The sequence below is a fragment of the Arthrobacter rhamnosi genome (genome assembly GCF_054510855.1).
The window spans coordinates 362,939-381,495 of record NZ_JBTNDT010000001.1 but is presented as its reverse complement, the minus strand read 5'-3'; the positions used below and the strand labels follow the sequence as shown (position 1 = coordinate 381,495).

Genomic DNA, 18,557 nt, shown 5'->3' with positions numbered 1-18,557 from the left:
ACCGGCCCATGAGACTCCACCAGCTCGAGATCCAGGCCTTCGGGCCGTTCGCCGACCGGCAGAGCGTCGACTTAGATGCGCTGTCGAGCCAGGGGCTGTTTCTCCTCAACGGCCCCACCGGGGCCGGGAAGTCGAGCGTGCTCGACGCCGTGTGCTTCGCGCTCTACGGCTCGGTCCCGGGCGCGCGCCAGGCGGCCAAGAGGCTCCGCAGCGATCATGCGGCTGAATCCGTAGCACCGGAGGTCGCCCTCGAGTTCTCCGTAGCGGAGCGCCGCTTCCGCGTCGTGCGGTCCCCCGCCTGGGACAGGCCCGCGCGGCGGGGGAGTGGCACCACCACCGAACAGGCACGCACCCTCCTGAGCGAACGGATCGGGACCGAGTGGGTGCAGAAGTCCGCACGCAACGACGAGGCCGGTCTCGAACTGCAGTCCTTGCTCGGCATGGATAAGGAACAGTTCACCAAGGTGGTCATGCTGCCCCAGGGCGAGTTCGCCGCCTTCCTGCGGGCGGACGCGAAGCCACGGCGGGAACTCCTGCAGAGGCTGTTCTCCACGACGCGCTTCGAGGACCTCGAGAGACTGTTCGCCGAGGAGAGCCAGCGGGCGGCGCGGGGCCTCGCGGAGCAGGAGGCGAGGCAACGGCACCTCTTCCTGCGGGCGGTCGACGAGGCCGGCCGCCATGACCTGGGGACGGCGGACACCGGCATCGATCCGGAGTCCTCCGAGGACTGGGCGACGTCGCTGCAGGCACTGACCGCGGCCCTCACGGACCGCAGGGACGCAGCAGTGCTGGAGAGCACCGAACTCGCGGAGCGGAGCGCGCTCGCGGACGGCTCGCTGGCGGCGCTGCGGCAGCGGCGGAGCCGCGCCGAAGCCCTCGCGGAGGTGCGGAAGCAGCAGCAGGACCATGACCACCGCGAGGACGAGATCGCGCGGCTGGTGGAGCTGGCCGGCCGCCACGACCAGGCGACGGGGCTCGCTGCCCTGCTCCGCCTGGAGGACGAGGGAGCCGCAGCGGTCGACGGCGCCCGCGCCCGGTACGGGAAGGCCCTTCGCCGCCTGCAGGACAACACCGCATCCGCCGAGTACCTCGACGCCGGCCTCGATTCCCAGGACGAGGTACCGCGTGACGTGCTGAGCAGCGGTTGTGCGGCGTCCTCGTCCGCGCTGGGAGTCCTCCGTGCGGCGCTGCCCGACGAGCAGCGACTGCTCGACGTCCGGGCCGAGCTCGATGCCCGGACCACGGACGTCGCCGCCCTCGACGAACGGATCGAGCGCGCCGGCGAGACCATCAGCGTCCTGCAACGCCGGCGCATCGCCGATGCGGAGGGCCTGGTGTCCCTGCGTGAGGCAGCGGACGGCCTCGCGCACCTGCGCGCAGACCTTGCTGCAGCAGTCGCCGCGGAGGAGACGGTTCAGCAGTACCGTGCGTCCGAGAAGCGCCGTGCCGCAGCCGATGCGGAGCACGCCGTGGCGTCGGAGCGTTTCCTGGCGCTGAAGGAGGAGTGGCTCGCCAAACTGCAGCTCCGGCTCGAGCAGGCTGCGGAGGAACTCGCCGAACAACTGGTGGACGGCCGGCCGTGCCCGGTGTGCGGCAGCGCCGAGCATCCGGCCCCGGTGACGTCCCCGGGCGGCGATCGGATCACCCTGGACGAGGAACAGGCTGCACGCCGGCTGCAGGCGGACGCCGAACGGGCGCTGCACGAGGCCCGGGAGGCGCGGGACCGGGCGCGCCTCGAGGCGGCGGAACTCGCTGCCCGCGGTGGGGAGCTGGCCCCGGAGGAGGCAGCCGCGTCGACGCGGGCGGCACGCGGCAGGCTGGAGGATGCCGAGGCAGCGCACGCCGAGTGCGTAGCCGTCGAGGAGCGCCTGCGCCGTGCCACCGAGGAGGAGGAGCGGACGCGCGCGGAGTGGAACTCCCTGCGCGAGGAACGTACCGCGGCCGACTCGCGACGGCTCTCGCTGCTGGACCAGGACCGAGTGCTCGCGCTGCGGCTCTCCGGACTGCAGGCGGCCGCGCCGTCGCTGGGAGCGCGCATCGAGGAGGTGCAGCAGGCCTACGACGACTTCGAGGCGGTCCGCGATGCCCTCGATGCCCTCGTGCAGGCATCGGCACGCCACGAGGACAACCGGCGGCGCGTCGAGGAGGCGCTGCTCGACACCCCGTTCGCGTCGGCGGACGAGGCACGCGCCGCGCTCCTGCCGGACGACCGCCATGCACGCATCGTGCAGGAGGTGAAGGACCATGAGGTCCGCGGACACCGTCTCGACGCTGCGTGGGACGACGACCGTGTCCGGGAAGGCCTGCGCGAGGAGCAGGACGGCGTCGAGCCGCCCTCCGACGAGGACGAACGCGTCGCCGGTGCTGCCGCCGACGAGCTCCGGGGGCGTGCACAGCGGGCCGGTGTCAGCGCCGAGGTGCTCGGACACTCGGTTGCACAGCTCGAGGGGTACGCGCTCCAACTCGCGCAGCTCGAGCAGGAGATCGCGCCGGTGCGCGACCGGGCGCGGCTCGCCGCGGCCGTGGCGGACACAGCCCGCGGGGGAGGGGAGAACCTGTACAAGATGTCCCTCGCCACCTACGTCCTCGCCTCGCGCCTCGAGCAGGTGGCCGCTGCTGCCACCGAGCGGCTGCTGCAGATGTCCGACGGCCGGTATGCGCTGGTGCACAGCGACGCCACCGCGGGCAACAAGCGTTCTGGCCTCGGCCTGAACGTGATCGACGGCTGGACGGGAAACCGGAGGGACACCTCGACGCTGTCCGGCGGGGAGTCCTTCATGGCGTCCCTCGCGCTCGCCCTCGGACTCGCCGACGTGGTGCAGCAGGAAGCGGGCGGCCTCGACATCGAGACCCTCTTCGTCGACGAAGGATTCGGGTCGCTGGACGACCAGGCGCTCGAGCAGGTCATGGATGCGCTCGAGGGCCTGCGGAGCGGCGGGCGCGTGGTGGGGCTGGTCAGCCACGTACCCGAACTGAAGCAGCGCGTGAGCGCACAACTGCAGGTCGTGAAGGGCCGCCAGGGCTCCAGCCTCCGCTATGTGGAGCAGCCCGCCAGCGTGTAAAATCGTCGGGTTACCGGGTCGGGCGCATCGGGAGGGGGGACGATGCGCGTTCGATGCACCCGGAAAGCGTATGTACACGAATCCCGTCCCGGCCCCGCCGGAATCCTCCCCGGCCCCAAATCCCCCGGCCGGCCGCCCTGAACGGTCCCGCCTCGGCAGGTTCGGGGTCCTCCCGCAGCTCGCGGGCACCTCCTTCCTGATCATCGGTCTCTTCGCGCGGCTTCCGCTCGCGATGCTCACCGTCGGAGCCCTGACGCTCGTCACCGCAGCGAGCGGTTCCTACGCAGCCGGCGGTTTCGCGGCCGGAGCGGTCGGTCTCGGCTCTGCGCTCGGTGCGCCGCTGCTCGGTTTCCTCGCCGACAAGCGCGGGCAGCGGATCGTGCTGCTCGTCTCGGCGATCCTCAACACCCTCGCCATCGCCGCTCTCCTGCTGGTGACCCTGACGAGTGGACGCTTCACCGGCGGTGCCCTCGCCCTCGTCCTCGCAGCGTCCTTCGGCACGGGCTTCACCTGCCCGCAGATCGGTCCACTGGCTCGGGTGCGCTGGATGGCGATGACCCGCCGGAGCCCGCGGTCCGCCCTGGACACGGCCCTCTCGTACGAGGGCACGGCCGACGAGCTGACCTTCGTCCTCGGCCCCGCACTGGTCGGCCTGCTGGCCGCCCTGATCGCCCCCTGGCTTCCGCTGGTCCTGGCCGGGGCGTTGACTCTCACCCTCGTCAGCGCGTTCGCCGTCCACAGGACCGTCGCCTTCAGCGATGCGGGATCGACGGCTGCCGAGGCCGGGGACGGGCAGGAGCGCAGCCCGGCGTCGCGGGATCCCCGTCCGGTCCTGGTCCTGCTGCCCGTGGCGGGAATGATCGCCATCGGAACGTTCTTCGGCTCCACGCAGACGTTCCTCACGGCCTTCGCAGGACAGTTCGGCATCGCCGAATCCTCGGGCCTGCTCTACGCCGTCATGGGTCTGAGCTCGGCAGGTGCAGCCCTGTCGGTCGCCTACTGGTCCCGGCGCTTCCGGGACACGGGTCGGTGGATGGCGTCCGCCGCAGGGATGGCAGCGGTCGCCGCGGCGCTCGTCCTGCCCGGTTCGATTCCCGGCATGCTGGCAGTGCTGTTCGTCCTCGGGGTCTTCGTCGGTCCCACGATGGTCACCATCTTCTCGATCGGGTCCGCCGTCGCTCCCGGGCACCGGCTGGGCACGGCCATGACGCTCCTCGCGAGCGGGATCGTCGCCGGGACGGCCATCGGTTCGGCTTGTGCCGGCACGCTCGCCGAGGCCTCCGGTGCATCGGGAGCCGCGGTGGTCCCCGCTGCGGCCGCCGTCGTCCTGCTCGTCCTCGGAGCGGTGTCCGCCGTTGCCCTGCAGCGCGGCGACACGGCCTGACGGTCGCCGACCGGACATCATCAGTCGGCTGTCAATTCCCCTGGACCGAGCATAGGATCGAATGACATCCGAGATGGAGGAGGGCGCATGAGCACCGAAGGCACCAAGCACGAGGACGCTGATGGCACGTCGCAGGGATTGGGCCCCGACGGCACGATCCCGGTGAGTGACGACGGAGTGGCCGCGGGTGCGATGGACGAGGCGAGCAACTTCGAGCCGGAGGAAGACAGCGACGACGACGGCGGGTCCTAGGCAGCGCGGACCCGCAGCAGTCCGGATGCTGTCCCGTCGGGTACGTCCCGGCGGGACAGCGCTGTTCGGGCCACCGGCCCGGCGAGCATCAGCTGATGCTGGGGGCGTGATCCGGCGGTTCGGGGATGCGCACATTGCCCGTGAACACGCCACCGGTGACGATCTCGGTCTCGTCGGTCCCGGCCGCTGATCCGGTCACCCGCGTCGGGTCCTGCGTCACCGGATGCGCATCGAACTGTTCGTCCGCGTAGCTCCGGAGCTGCAGGGCGACGTCATGGGCGTGGGGCCTGCGAGCGGGGTCCCTGGCTGTCATCCGCCGCAGGAGGTCGCTCCAGTCCGGTCCGAGCGAGTCGGGCACGTCCGGATCGCGCAGCAGCCGCGCCAGCGCTGCCTCGACGATCGGGCCGGGGAAGGCCTTCTCGCCGGTCAGGCACTCGAGGAGCACGAGGCCGAGTGAATAGATGTCACTGCGCTCATTCAGCGGATCGCCCTTGGCCTGCTCCGGGCTGAGGTAGTTCGCGGTACCGATCGTCGCTCCGACCGCCGTCGCCATGGTGGCATCCACCATGCGGGCGATGCCGAAGTCCGTCAGTTTCGGATAGAGGCGCGTGCCGTTGTCCCCGCTGTGGAACATGAGGATGTTGGCCGGCTTGACGTCGCGATGGACGACACCTTCGGCGTGGATGTAGGCCAGGGCGTCGGCCAGGTCCGCACCCAGCTGGGCGACACCCTCCGCGGGAAGCGCGCCGCGCTTCAGCAGGTGTCGGAGATCCTCCCCGTCCACGAGTTCCATCACCAGGAAGCCCGTGGTCCGGCCTTCCTCGTCCTCGTGAATTCCCGCATCATGCAGCGTCACGAGGCCGGGGTGGTTCAGGGTGGACAGCAGCATCGTCTCGGTGTGCTGGCGCCGGTAGTTGTCATCGTCCGACGTCGTGGGGTTGAAGATCTTGACCGCGACATCGCGCCCGAGATTCCTGTCCACCGCGCGGTACACCGATGCGGCACCGCCGACCCCGAGGAGCTCGGTGGTCTGATACCGGTCAGCAAGGAGCACATCCATGCGTGTCCTCCCGCTACAGGTTGTGGGTGTCGATCATCACGGAGCCTGATAAGGCTGCTGATCAGTTCCCAGTATAACGTGACGTTCGCAGCGTCCAGCGCCCGCCGCGCGGGGCCGATCCCTTCCGGGGCACCCTCAGGCGAGGAACGCGAGCGCCGCCTCCTTGAAGATCCGGGACGTCACCGCGTTCGCATGGGTCCTGCCCGGCAGCGTCGCGATCTCGGCGCCGGGAGCCCAGGCCGCGAGGTCCCGGATGCCCTGCGTGTACTCGTCCTGGTCTCCGGCGACGAGCAGCAGCGGCATCCTGGGTACGGCGCCCTGCGGGTCGAAAGGTTCCGTCTTGATGGCCGAGACCATCGCGAGGAGTGCCGGAAGGTTCGTCTCCGGGCCGGCCTGTGCCATGCGCAGCAGGTCCATGGTGGTCGGGTCACTCGACGCGGGGCCGCCGGCGAGGAAGCGCTCCGCGCCTTCCAGGTCGAAGGCGGCAAGGGGATCGGCCGTGCCCGGCCCTCCGAGCACCATCCGGCGGACGATCTCGGGCTGCGTGGCAGCGAACTCCCAGGCCAGGCGCGACCCGAGGGAGTAACCGATGATGTCGACGCCGGAGGCCCGGTCGCCGTCGCGGAGAGGAACGACCCGCTCGTCGAACAGTGCCTGGAGGATGTCCGCCCGCATGCGGCTCGGCGCGTAGGCGCCCGCGTCCTCGGGAGCCGCGCTGTCCCCGTGGGCCGGGAGGTCCACCATGATCACACTCCGGCCGGCGTCGTTGAGGAACCGGACCCAGCCCGAGTCCATCCAGTTGCGGCGGGACGAGGAGCCGAAGCCGTGCAGCAGAAGGATCGGCGGGAGGGGGCGGGGCGAGTCCGGGTCGCTGCGCGTGATGGCCAGGTGGGGGTCGACGCCCTCGACCGGATGTACGGCGTGGTGGTCCATGCCCCCATCGTAAGGGCGGCAGAGACATGTGCACCGTTGAACACATCTCCGCCGCGCGGCCTGGACGGCCGACGACTGTGACTTTAGACACTTTTGCCGCAGGCAGCAACCCGGCGTACTCCGCCGGGTTCGTATGAGGGGCGCGCAGGGCTAGGGCAGGGAGCCCAAATGAGTTATAGTCATTTCGACCCTAACAACGGGCACCTCATTCCTCGGACGGAAGGCCGCCATGTACAGCTCGGCCAACGTCTCGGAGCGCCAGGCGCAGGCACCGTCGCTCGCCATCTCCACCGTCATCTTCGCGCTCCGCACCGACCCGGACACCGGCCGTTCCGAGATCTGGCTCCCCCTGGTGCGGCGCATCCGGCAACCGCACCTCGGAAAATGGGCACTTCCCGGGGGCCCGCTCGGCGGCCGCGAATCCCTTCAGGACGCAGCCGCCCGGAACCTGCGCGAGACCACGGAGCTCGAGCCGACCTACCTCGAGCAGCTCTACGCCTTCGGGGGACTCGACCGATCAGCGACGCAGCGCCTCGTGTCGATCGTCTACTGGGCGCTCGTCCGGCCGGAACAGGCCGATCTCGCCCGCGAGTCCGAGAACGTGCGATGGTTCCGGGCCTCCGACGCCGCCGGCCTCGCCTTCGACCACGACGAGATCGTCGCCTACGCCCTCGAGCGGCTCCGCGGCAAGATCGAGTACGGCTCGGTGGCCTACCACTTCCTGGGTGCGCGGTTCACGTTCGCGCAGTTGCGGGGCGTCTACGAGGCGGTGCTCGGCCGACACCTCGACCCGGCGAACTTCCGGCGCCAGCTCCGCTCGGCGAGGGACATCGCCGCAACCGACGAGGTGCTCCAGGGCGGCCGCAACCGCCCGCCGCGCCTCTACACGTACACGGGCCCGCACCAGGAAGCTCCTTCGCCCGGCCCCGCCGCCGCGCTCCCCGCGGAGAGGCAGTCCGCCGGTCCGCCGTCCTAGCCGTCCCTCCGTTCTCGACCCCCACGACCCGCCTCCGGTGCGAACCCACGCGCCGGACCCATCCCAGGGAGAAGCCTTGTCCGTTCCCACAGCCATCCAGCTCATCTCACGCGGCGAGGCAGGGGCCCCCGCGGTGGGGACCTGCTCGCCGAACCTCGTGCGCGACCCCTGGGCCTTCGACGCCCTTCCCCTGCCCGACTACGGGCCCGGCGCCTCGATGCACGACGCCGCCCCTCCCACGACCCCCCGCCAGGGCGAACTGCCCGAGGAGTACCGCACGGCTTCCGCGGAGGAACTCGACCGGCGGATCCTCGCAGCCAAGAAGGCACTCGGGGACTCCGTGGTGATCCTCGGCCACTTCTACCAGCGCGACGAAGTCGTGAAGTACGCGGACTTCGTCGGCGACAGCTACCAGCTGGCCCGCGCTGCCACCGAGCGCAGCGCCGCGGAGGCCATCATCTTCTGCGGCGTCCACTTCATGGCGGAGACGGCGGACATGCTCTCCACGCCGGACCAGGCCGTCATCCTCCCCAACCTCGCCGCCGGTTGCTCCATGGCCGACATGGCCGACATCGATTCGGTGTCGGAGTGCTGGGACCAGCTGACGGAGCTCTTCGGGTCGGAGCCCGACGCCGGCGGCCGGCAGCCCGTCATCCCCGTGACCTACATGAACTCCTCCGCGGCGCTGAAGGGATTCTGCGGTGAGCACGGCGGAATCGTCTGCACGTCCTCGAACGCCGCCGCGGTGCTCGAATGGGCGTTCGAGCGCGGCCAGCGCGTCCTTTTCTTCCCGGACCAGCACCTGGGTCGCAACACGGCGAAAGCGATGGGCGTGCCGCTCGAGCAGATGCCGATGTGGAACCCGCGCAAGGCCTGGGGCGGGACGGACGAGCAGACCCTGCGTGACTCCCGGGTGATCCTGTGGCACGGCTTCTGCTCGGTCCACAAACGTTTCACCGTCGCGCAGATCGAGAAGGCCCGGGCCGACTTCCCGGATGTGCGCGTGATCGTGCACCCCGAGTGCCCCATGCCCGTGGTCGACGCCGCGGACGAATCCGGGTCCACCGACTACATCCGGAAGGCGATCGACGACGCCGCCCCGGGCAGCACCTTCGCGATCGGCACGGAGATCAACATGGTGAACCGGCTCGCCGCCCAGTATCCGGAGCACACCATCTTCTGCCTCGACCCCGTCATCTGCCCGTGTTCGACGATGTACCGCATCCACCCGGGCTACCTCGCCTGGGTGCTGGAAGGGCTCGTCGAGGGCCGGGTCCTCAACCGGATCACCGTGCCGGACGGCGTGGCGGAGCCCGCCCGCGTGGCCCTGAACCGGATGCTCGCGGTCCAGCCGTGACGCCGGCCCGTCCCGTCCCGCAGGACATGCGGGCCGATCGCCCGTCCCGGCGGGTCGTGGTCGTCGGAGCCGGTATCGCCGGGCTGCAGACGGCGCTGGTGCTGCGCCGGCTCGATCCGCGCTGCGACGTGGTCCTGGTGTCCAAGGCCGGCCTCACCGAGAGCAACACGCGGTACGCGCAGGGCGGCATCGCAGCGGTCCTCCCGGACGCAGCGGATGCAGCCGGTGCAGCACGCCCTGACCCGGGGGCCGACCCGCAGGACTCCATCGAGGCGCACATCGCCGATACCCTCGCTGCGGGTGCCGGTCTGGCCGACCCGGGTGCGGTCGAGGTCCTCTGCCGGGGCGCGGCGGACGGCATCGACGGCCTGCAGCGGGCCGGAGTCGTCTTCGACCGCTCGCCCGGCCGGCCCTCGTCGCCGGCACGCGGGCGCGAGGCGGCACACTCCGCGGCGCGGATCCTCCACCTGGGGGGCGACGCGACCGGGGCGGGCCTCGTCGACGCACTCGTCGGCGCGGTACACGCCGACGCAGGGATCCGCGCCGTGGAGCACGGCGTCGTGACGCGGATACTGCTCGACGGCGTGGGAAGCGCCACCGGCGTCGAGGTGCTGAAGGACGGTGCCGCGCACCGGATCGGAGCCGACGCCGTCGTGCTGGCGACCGGGGGAGCGGGGCAGCTCTTCGAGCACACCACCAACCCGGAGATCGCCACCGGCGACGGGGTGGCCCTGGCGTGGCGGGCCGGCGCGGCAGTCGCCGACCTCGAGTTCTTCCAGTTCCACCCGACCTCCCTCGACGTCCCGGGGAACCCGCTCATCTCCGAAGCCGTGCGGGGCGAAGGCGCGCGCCTCGTCGATGCCGATGGGCGCCGCTTCATGCCGGACTACCACCCGGACGGCGACCTCGCGCCGCGCGACGTCGTCTCGCGCAGCATCGCCCGCCATCTGGCGCGCCGGCCCTCGGCCGACGTCCGCGACCGGGTCTACCTCGACGCGACGGCGTTCGGTGCCACGTTCCTGGCCCGGCGCTTCCCCTCCCTCACGGACCTCACCGCGCGCCACGGCTACGACTGGTCCACCGTCGTCGTGCCGGTCGTGCCGGCGGCCCACTACTGGATGGGTGGCGTGCGGACCGACACGGACGGACGCACCTCGGTCCCGGGCCTCTTCGCCGTCGGGGAGGTCGCCCGCACCGGCGTGCACGGCGCCAACCGGCTCGCCTCCAACAGCCTCCTCGAGGGCGTCGTGTTCGGCGCACGGTGTGCGGCCGCGATCGTCGACGGGGGACGGGCGCCCGAGTTCGACGCCGAGCAGCTCGATCTCGACGCCGAGGAGACGGGCACCGAGTCCTTCACGCGCAGGGACCTGAAGTCGCTGATGTCCGACCACGCGGGAGTCCTGCGCACGGGCAGCGGCCTCGCCGTCGCCCGCAAGCACCTCGCCTCCTACCGCAGCGACACCGATCCCGGAACGGCGAACCTGCTGCTGTGCGCGCGTCTGCTCGTGCACTCGGCCGCGAACCGGACCGGGTCCTGCGGAGCGCACTACCGCTCCGACCAGCCCGACACCTCTGCCGGCCGGCCCGCCCCGAGCCGGTCCTACGTACGAGCCCCCGAAGGAACGCCATGACCTCCACCGCCAGCAGCCCCCTCCGCACCGAAGCGGGCCCGGCGCGACCACCGCAGCACCTCGTCGATGCCATCGTCGCCGCAGCCCTCGCCGAGGACGCGCCGTGGGGTGACATCACCTGCCAGGCGCTCATCGACCCCGATCTGCGCGCGACGGCGGCCCTGACCGCCCGTGAGCCCGGCGTGCTCTGCGGGACGCCGGCCATCGAGGCGGCCCTGCGGCTCACGGATCCGCGCATCGAGGTCTCCTTCCCGCAGGCCGACGGGGCCCGGTTCGACGCGGGCGACGTCCTCGCGGAGATCAGCGGACCGGCGGCCGGCATCCTCACGGCGGAGCGGACGGCGCTCAACATCACGCAGCGGCTGAGCGGCATCGCCACCATGACGCGCGACTTCGTGGCGGCAGCCGGAGACACCCGCGCCCGCATCGTCGACACCCGCAAGACCACCCCGGGCCTCCGGGTCCTCGAGCGCTGGGCCGTCCGCTGCGGTGGGGGCTCGAACCACCGGTCCAGCCTGTCCGATGCCGTGATGGTGAAGGACAACCACCTGGCGCTGCTCGCCGTCGACGGGCCTGCAGCGCTCACCGACGCGCTGCTGGCGGTCCGGTCCCGGCTGCCGCACACCGTGCACGTGGAGGTCGAGGTGGACCGGCTCGACCAGATCGAGCCTGTGCTCGCCGCCGGGGTGGACACCATCATGCTGGACAACTTCTCGCTCCACGACCTCGCGGAGGGCGTGCGTCGTGTCGGCGGACGTGCGCTCGTCGAGGCGAGCGGCAACGTCCGCCTCGACACGGTAGCGGCCATCGCGGCAACCGGCGTGGACATCATCTCGGCGGGGGCCCTGACGCACAGTGTGCGGTCCCTCGACCTCGGCCTGGACTTCGTGCCCCCGGGCGCCGTCGCGGGGCGGGCATGATCTACCTCGATGCCGCCGCCACGGCGCCGGCTCGGCGGGAGGTCCTGGAGGAGATGTGGCCGCTGCTGACCTCCACCTTCGGGAACCCCTCCAGCCACCACGCCTACGGTGAGGCTGCCGCGGCCGAGTTCTCCCGCGCCCGCTCGCGGATCGCCGCGCTGCTCGGCTGCAGGGCCTCGGAGATCATCTTCACCTCGGGGGGAACCGAGGCCGACAACCTCGCCCTCAAGGGCATCGCGCTGGCATCGCCGAGGGGACGGCACATCGTCGCCAGTCCGATCGAGCACCCGGCGGTGCTGGAGGCCCTGGCCTACCTCCGGGACTTCCACGGGTTCCGCATCACGAGCCTGCCCGTGTCCGCGACCGGCAGGATCTCACCGGCCGAGCTGGAGGCCGCGCTCGAGGACGGCACGACCCTCTGCACTGTCATGTACGCCAACAACGAGGTGGGGACCGTCCAGGACATCGCGGCACTGGCGGCGGTCTGCCGGAAGGCCGGAATCCCCTTCCACACCGACGCCGTGCAGGCGGCGGGGTGGCTGCCCCTCGATGTCGGGGACCTGGGCGTCACGGCGCTCAGTATCTCGGGGCACAAGCTCGGGACGCCGAAAGGTATCGGCCTGCTCTACCTCCGGGCGGGCACGCGCTGCGAACCCGTGCTGCACGGTGGCGGCCAGGAGCGGGGGCGCCGGTCCGGCACGGAGAACGTGGCCGGTGCTGTCGGTCTGGCGCGTGCGCTGGAACTCGCCCAGGGTGCCCTGCCGGCTGCGGCCGACAGGGCCTGCGCGCTGCGCGACACCTTCACCGACTCCGTCCTGGACGCCGTGCCCGGTGCGGTCCTGACCGGTGATGCCGAGTACCGCCTCCCGAACCTCGCCTCGTTCTACTTCCCCGGAGTCAGCGGCGAGTCCGTGCTCCTGGAACTCGAGCGCCGAGGTGTCGTCTGCTCGAGCGGTTCCGCCTGCGCGGCGGGTTCCTCGGAGCCGTCCACCGTGCTCCGTGCCCTCGGTGTCGACGACGAAACCGCCTACAGCGCCGTGCGGCTGTCCTGGACCTCGGACACGACGAGGGCGGACCTCGAGGAGGCGGCCCGCGCCGTCGTCGCGTCGGTCAGCGCCGTCCGCGCCCTGGGCGCGGCACCCGCCGGTCCGTCCGCGCTGCCCGCGTAGCAGCCGGGCAGGGTCAGCCCACGGGGTTCAAGGCTCCGTAGTCGACGCCCGTCAGCTCGACGCTGCGATTCCACAGCCGCACCGCGATGTCCCGATCGAGGACGCGCGGCACGGGAGCGACGAGCCGCGGAGCGCCGCGGGTCTCCCCGGGGCCCGACGGACCGTAGTAGTCCCCGCCCCGAACCTCCGGTGAGGTCGCCGCATACAGGGTGGGGAGTGCCCCTGCGGCGTCGGACTGGCTCATCAGCTTCACGAACCCGCCGAGCACGTCGAGCATCGCCGGTACCTGCATGCCCGCGGTCAGGTTCGTGTTCGCCAGGCCCGGATGGGCTGCCACCGACGTCAGGTCCCAGCCCGCGGTCCGCGCACGCCGGTCGAGCTCCACCATGAAGTACAGGTTCGCGATCTTGCTCTGCCCGTACGCGCCCCACCGGCGGTAGCCGCGCTCCGACTGGAGGTCGTCGAAATCGATGCGGCCCCGCTTGTGCGCGAGGCTGGAGAGCGTGACCACGCGCGCGGACCCGGCGTCGCGCAGGTTCTCCAGCAGCAGGCCGGTCAGCGCGAAATGTCCCAGGTGGTTGGTGCCGAACTGCAGTTCGAAGCCGTCGGCCGTCGTCGACCTCGGCGTCGCCATGACCCCTGCATTGTTCACGAGGATGGAGACCGGATCGGTGATCCCGGCCGCGAACGTGCGGACCGACTCGAGGCTCGCCAGGTCGAGGACGCGCAGAACGACCCGGCCGCTGCCTGTCAGGGAGCGTACCTTCTGTTCGGCATCGCGGCCGCGCTGCTCGTTCCGGCAGGCGAGCACCACCTCGGCGCCCTTCCTGGCCAGTCCCACGGCCGTCTGCAGTCCGATGCCGCTGTTCGCGCCGGTGATGACCACGCGCTTGCCTGTCAGATCGCCGATGGCGTCCGCTGAAAAATCGCCCATGGTATTCCTTCCCTGGCGGCGTGTCCTGCCCGGTCGGGGAGTACCCGACCGGCGTCGAGGGTCGCCGCCTCCAACAGCTTAGAGTTGTAGGCGATCCCACCGCCTACCGGAAGCAACGAACCATGCAACGCACCGTCTCCGCCGATCTCAGTGCTACGACGATCGCGGGTACCCAGGTGGTCCTGTCGATCGCCGTCGCAAGCCCTGAGGCGTACCAGGCGGTCGACGAGCACCTGACCGTGCTGGTTGACGGTGAACCGGCGCAGCTCCGTGAACGGCAGGACGGGGACGGCAGCCGGCTGCACCTGCTCAGCACGCCGCGGGCGTCGGCGCTGGAGGTGCACTACCGGGCGACGGTGACGGGAACCGTCGCACCGGCACCAGGGGACGACGTCGACCTGGTGCGGTACGTGCGGCCCAGCCGCTACTGCGAATCGGACAGGATCCTGCCGACGGCGTATGCGGTGCTGCCCACCCTGCAGGGCACCCGGCTCGTCCAGGGCGTGCGGGACTGGGTGGCGGACGAGCTGTCCTACGTGTCGGGTTCGTCCCGCTTCACCGACGGCGCCGTGGACACCCTCCTGGCCCGCAGGGGAGTCTGCCGCGACTACGCCCACCTCGTGATCGCACTGCTGAGGGCTCGGGATGTCCCCGCACGGCTCGCATCCGTCTATGCCCCGGGGCTGAGCCCGATGGACTTCCACGCCGTGGTCGAGGCCTGGGTCGACGGGTCGTGGCACCTGGTGGATGCCACGGGCCTCGCGCCGCGCGCCTCGATGCTGCGCATCGCGACAGGTCGCGACGCAGCCGACACGGCGTTCCTCTCGACGGTCGGCGGATCGCTGCAGCTGACCGGGCTGTCCGTCACCGCGACGGTCGACGAGCTCCCGCTGGAGCAGACGGACACGCTGCTCTCCCTGCGCTGACCCAGGCCGGCCACGCCGCTCGACGCCGGCGGGTCGACGCCGGGCGGGTCACGGCAGGCGGGCGTTGAGCTTGTCCGTGAGTGCCTTCAGCTGCTCCAGCTCCGCCGGATCCAGTGCGGGTGCGAGGACCTCGTGGATGCGGTGCACGTGGGCGGAACCGATGCGCCGCTGAACCGCCCTGCCCTCGTCCGTCAGCGCCAGTTCGACACCCCTCTGATCGGACTCCGCGGGTCGCTTCCGGATGAGGTTCTTCGCCTCCAGCCGGTCGACCATGCGGCTCAGGCTGGGCTGGCTGATGAGCAGGGCGTTGTTGAGCTCGTTGAGACGGGTCCAGCCCGTAGGACAGCGGCTCAGGTTGAAGAGGACGTCGTATTCCCCGATGGGCAGCTCGCGGAACACCGGATCCTGCCGGATGCGCCGCATCACCCCCACCTGCGCCCGGAAGAGGGACTCCCATGCCTCCGACACCTCGCGGACGGAGGGAACTGCCGCAGCGTCGCCCTCATCCGATGACGATTGTCCTGTCCGCCCGACGGCGGTCTCTCCGTGGTCAGCCATGGCTGTTTCCGGCCTCCTGCCGGCGCCGCCGGCAAACTCGATGCTTTTGCATCTATTGTACGCCTGGTCCCGATCCCCGCCGCTTACGAACGGGAGTCAGACACCCTCGGCCGCCGCCCTGCGCAGCGCGCGCCCTTCGCGGCGGCCCTCGATCAGCCGGTACAGGACGGGGACGAGGATGAGCGTGAGCGCCGTGGACGAGACGAGTCCGCCGATCACCACGACGGCCAGCGGCTGCGAGATGAAGCCGCCCTCGCCGGTCAGGCCGAGGGCCATCGGAGTCAGCGCGAAGACGGTCGCGAGCGCGGTCATGAGGATCGGGCGGAGCCGCTGGCGTGCACCCTCGCGGATGGCGTCGGCGACGCGCAGTCCCGGGGAGCCGTCGCGTGGCTGCCGGTACTGGTTGATCAGGTCGATCAGCACGATCGCGTTGGTGACGACGATGCCCACGAGCATCAGCATCCCGATGAGGGAGGGCAGTCCGAGCGGGATCCGCGTGATCAGCAGCAGCGCGATCGCGCCCGTGGCGGCGAAGGGGATCGACACGAGCAGGATCAGGGGCTGCACGAGGCTCTTGAACGTCGCGACCATGATGACGTACACGATCGCGACGGCGGCCCAGAGCGCCAGGAAGAGCTGGTCGAAGGACTCGGCCTGCTGGCTGGAGGCGCCGCCGACGGTCGTGGTGGCCCCGGCGGGCAGGTCGATCCCGGCGAGGCGCTCGTTGACCGCCCCGGTGAGGGTGCCGAGGTCGTCTCCCGACGGCGTGATGGACACCCTGGCCGTCCGCTCTCCGTTGGAGCTCGTCACCGAGAGCGGCACCTCGACCTCCTCGACCGAGGCGACGTCCGTCAGTGGAATGGGCCCCCGCGCCGTCGGGATCTGCAGGTCGCGGAGCTGGCCGAGGCTCGTGATCGGGGTGCCTTCGCCGATCAGCACCGGGAGGTCCTCCGCCTCGAAGCGCACCGTGCCCCCTGGCACGGGGCTGATGCTGCCGCCGAGGAGTCCCGCGATCTGGCCCTCGCTCAGCCCCGCCGCGACCGCGGCGGCGCGGTCGACGTCGATCTGGACCTGCGGCTGCGCCGCCGACAGGTTGCTGGTCACCTCACCGGCGCCCTCGAGCCCCTGCATCCCGTCGAGCACGGCGCTGTTGGCCGTGGCGAGGTCGGCGCTGGCGGGAGCCGTGATGTCGATGTCGATGGTGCTCGAGGTCCCGAAGCCGCCCTGCTGGCTCGACAGGGAGAAGGTGCCGGCGTCCTCGAGTCCCTCGAGATCCTGGCGGACCGACTCCTGCAGTGCCTCCTGGTCGGCGTCCTCGCGCGTGATGACGGTGAAGGTCGCGACGGAGGCGCCCCCGGAGAACCGGGCGGCGAAGGCATCCGCCGGGTTGCCGACCGTGAGCTGGACGTCCCGGACGTCGGGGTTGTCCGCAAGGATCTCCTCCGTCCGGCCGGCGGCTTTCGCGGTCGTCCCGAGGCTGGAACCCTGCGGCAGGGTCTGGGTGATGGAGAAGCTGTTCTGCCCGGACCCGCCGAGCAGGTTCGTGGGGAGGAACGGGATCATCGCCGCCGTACCGCCGAGGACGAGCAGGGCGCTGATGAGCGTGATGACGGGGTGCCGCTGCGTCCCGGCGAGGATCGGGAGGTAGCCACGCTGGAGGAGCGATGGACGCTCGGGCGGGGCGGCTGCCGGGGAACTCCCGCCGGCTGCGTCCGGTGCCGCGGCGGCCGCGTGGCGCGCCTCGTGCCGGCGCGACGACGTCCGCGGCAGGAACCAGTAGGCGAGCACCGGGATGATGGTCAGCGACACGGCGAGCGACGCCAGCAGTGCGATGCCCGTTGTAACGGCGAAGGGCCGGAAAAGCTCCCCGGCAAGCCCGCCGACGAACGCGATCGGCGCGAAGACGGCCACCGTGGTGAGCGTCGAGGCGGTGACGGCGCCGGCCACCTCACGGACCGCCGTCAGGATCGCCTGCCGCTTCTCCTCCCCGTACCCGAGGTGCCGCTTGATGTTCTCGATGACGACGATCGAGTCGTCCACCACGCGCCCGATGGCGATGGTCAGTGCGCCGAGCGTCAGCAGGTTGAGGGAGTAGCCGGCCACGTAGAGCCCGATGAAGGTGACGAGCAGCGACAGGGGGATCGAGATCGCGGTGACCAGCGTCGAGCGGACGGACAGCAGGAAGATGAGGATGATGAGCACGGCGAAGCCGAGTCCGAGGAGGCCCTCCGTGGTGAGGTCGTCGATACTGCGCTCGATGAACGGCGCCTGGTCGAACACCACCGTGATGTCGGCCGCGTTGCCGAGCTCGGCCTCGAGGTCGGGGACGAGATCGACGATCTGCTGCGAGATCTCCACGGTGTCGCCGTCGGGCACCTTGGTCACCGCCAGCGCGAGCGTCTCGATCCCGTTGGTCCGTGCGATCGACGTGGCCTCATCGTCGGCGAGGCTGACGTCGGCGACCTGGCCGATGGTCACGACGGTGCGGGGCGCAGGGGCCGCCGGGGTGCTGGGTGACGGTGCGGCGGGGCTCGCCGGGGTGCGAGGCGACGCCGGGGTACCAGGGCCCGCCGGGGTGTCGGGGGCGGACGTGTCGGGAGCTCCATCCTCCGAGGAGGGGAGGACGGGGAGTGCCTCGATGTCCTCCAGCGATCCGATCCGGCTGCCCGCCTGGATGGTCAGGGACCGGGGGTCCTCCTCGAGGCTTCCGACAGGGAACAGGGCGCCGTTGTCCTCGAGTGTCCCGGCGAGGTCGCCGACCGTCAGACCCGCATCCTCCAGGGCGCCGTCCCGGGGCAGGATCGCGACATGCTGGGTCGTGCCGCCGGAGACGTCCGCGGTCCTCACGCCGTCGATCTTCTGCAGGCGCGGAACGGTCAGTCGGGCGAGGTCGCCGTTCAGTTCACTGAGGGACTGGTCCGAGGACACCGCCATGAAGACGATGGGCAGGTCGCTGATGCTGCCGGCGAGGGCCTGGGGTTCGACGTCGTCCGGGAGGCCGGGGCGCACGGTCGAGATCGCCCGATCCACCTGCGCGCGTGCCCGGTCCAGGTTCGTGCCGTACACGAAGACCAGGCTGACGGTCGAGACCCCGGTCCGTGAGGTGGACGACGACGACTCGAGGCCCTCCACGCCGCTCAGCGCAGCCTCCAGCGGCTCGCTGACCTGCTGGTCGAGGTATTCCGGAGAGGCGCCCGGCACCGTGGACAGCACCGTGATCTGCGGGAACTCGAGCGACGGGATGAGTTCCTGCTTCAGGGATCCGAGCGTGATGACCCCGAAGACCGAAGCGAAGATCGTGATGAGCGCGATGAGCGCCCTGTTGCCCAGGGAGAGCTGCGCCAGACGGAACAAGGAACCTGCCTTCGGTGCTGGCGGTCGCCCGGCTGGCCGGC

Annotated in this window: 14 protein-coding genes; 9 read left to right on the top strand and 5 right to left on the bottom strand. The window is 71.2% G+C overall.

Annotated elements, in window-relative coordinates; all coding sequences use genetic code 11:
- The first annotated feature begins 8 nt into the window (after window positions 1-8).
- The 3 genes from ACX80I_RS01880 (at window position 9) to ACX80I_RS01870 (ending at window position 4,698) form a co-directional block, all read left to right on the top strand.
- Window positions 9-3,062, top strand: a complete 3,054-nt coding sequence (locus ACX80I_RS01880; protein ID WP_459343476.1) for an AAA family ATPase — start codon at window positions 9-11, stop codon at window positions 3,060-3,062.
- Between the two features lie 70 nt (window positions 3,063-3,132).
- Complete coding sequence (locus ACX80I_RS01875) at window positions 3,133-4,446, top strand: MFS transporter (RefSeq protein WP_459343475.1); 1,314 nt, start codon at window positions 3,133-3,135, stop codon at window positions 4,444-4,446.
- Window positions 4,447-4,533: 87 nt separating this feature from the next.
- The gene (locus ACX80I_RS01870; RefSeq protein ID WP_459343474.1) at window positions 4,534-4,698 is read left to right on the top strand and encodes a hypothetical protein; all 165 of its coding nucleotides are present in this window, start codon (window positions 4,534-4,536) and stop codon (window positions 4,696-4,698) included.
- An 88-nt stretch (window positions 4,699-4,786) separates the two neighbouring features.
- On the opposite strand, the gene ACX80I_RS01865 is transcribed toward ACX80I_RS01870, so the two are convergent.
- Window positions 4,787-5,758: a serine/threonine-protein kinase gene (locus tag ACX80I_RS01865; RefSeq protein ID WP_459343473.1), complete on the bottom strand. Its 972-nt coding sequence runs from the start codon at window positions 5,756-5,758 to the stop codon at window positions 4,787-4,789.
- Window positions 5,759-5,893: 135 nt separating this feature from the next.
- A complete protein-coding gene (locus ACX80I_RS01860; protein ID WP_459343472.1) occupies window positions 5,894-6,691 on the bottom strand; it encodes an alpha/beta fold hydrolase in 798 nt (265 codons plus the stop codon).
- 229 nt (window positions 6,692-6,920) lie between these two features.
- Here ACX80I_RS01860 and ACX80I_RS01855 point away from each other — a divergent pair, with 229 nt between their 5' ends.
- The 5 genes from ACX80I_RS01855 to ACX80I_RS01835 all read left to right on the top strand — a co-directional run bounded on the left by ACX80I_RS01855 (window position 6,921) and on the right by ACX80I_RS01835 (window position 12,744).
- Entirely contained in the window at window positions 6,921-7,667 is a 747-nt protein-coding gene (locus ACX80I_RS01855; RefSeq protein WP_459343471.1) for an NUDIX hydrolase, read from the top strand.
- Between the two features lie 76 nt (window positions 7,668-7,743).
- Window positions 7,744-9,024 (top strand): quinolinate synthase NadA, encoded by a 1,281-nt coding sequence (nadA, locus tag ACX80I_RS01850; protein WP_459343470.1) that lies wholly within the window; start codon window positions 7,744-7,746, stop codon window positions 9,022-9,024.
- Window positions 9,021-10,655, top strand: a complete 1,635-nt coding sequence (nadB, locus tag ACX80I_RS01845; protein ID WP_459343469.1) for an L-aspartate oxidase — start codon at window positions 9,021-9,023, stop codon at window positions 10,653-10,655. The genes nadA and nadB overlap by 4 nt, the downstream gene beginning before the upstream one ends.
- Window positions 10,652-11,575 (top strand): carboxylating nicotinate-nucleotide diphosphorylase, encoded by a 924-nt coding sequence (nadC, locus tag ACX80I_RS01840; RefSeq protein ID WP_459343468.1) that lies wholly within the window; start codon window positions 10,652-10,654, stop codon window positions 11,573-11,575. The genes nadB and nadC overlap by 4 nt, the downstream gene beginning before the upstream one ends.
- Window positions 11,572-12,744 carry a cysteine desulfurase family protein gene (locus tag ACX80I_RS01835; protein WP_459343467.1) on the top strand — a complete coding sequence of 391 codons (1,173 nt, stop codon included), beginning with the start codon at window positions 11,572-11,574 and terminating at the stop codon, window positions 12,742-12,744. The genes nadC and ACX80I_RS01835 overlap by 4 nt, the downstream gene beginning before the upstream one ends.
- 13 nt (window positions 12,745-12,757) lie before the next feature.
- Here the strand turns inward: ACX80I_RS01835 and ACX80I_RS01830 are convergent, their stop codons facing one another.
- Window positions 12,758-13,678, bottom strand: coding sequence for an oxidoreductase (locus ACX80I_RS01830; RefSeq protein WP_459343466.1), 921 nt, complete (start codon window positions 13,676-13,678; stop codon window positions 12,758-12,760).
- A gap of 122 nt (window positions 13,679-13,800) precedes the next feature.
- On the opposite strand from ACX80I_RS01830, the gene ACX80I_RS01825 reads away from it, so the two are divergent.
- Complete coding sequence (locus ACX80I_RS01825; RefSeq protein WP_459343465.1) at window positions 13,801-14,604, top strand: transglutaminase-like domain-containing protein; 804 nt, start codon at window positions 13,801-13,803, stop codon at window positions 14,602-14,604.
- A 48-nt stretch (window positions 14,605-14,652) separates the two neighbouring features.
- Here the strand turns inward: ACX80I_RS01825 and ACX80I_RS01820 are convergent, their stop codons facing one another.
- Entirely contained in the window at window positions 14,653-15,162 is a 510-nt protein-coding gene (locus tag ACX80I_RS01820; protein ID WP_459343464.1) for a MarR family winged helix-turn-helix transcriptional regulator, read from the bottom strand.
- Between the two features lie 96 nt (window positions 15,163-15,258).
- Window positions 15,259-18,516, bottom strand: a complete 3,258-nt coding sequence (locus ACX80I_RS01815) for an efflux RND transporter permease subunit (protein WP_459343463.1) — start codon at window positions 18,514-18,516, stop codon at window positions 15,259-15,261.
- Window positions 18,517-18,557 lie beyond the last annotated feature (41 nt).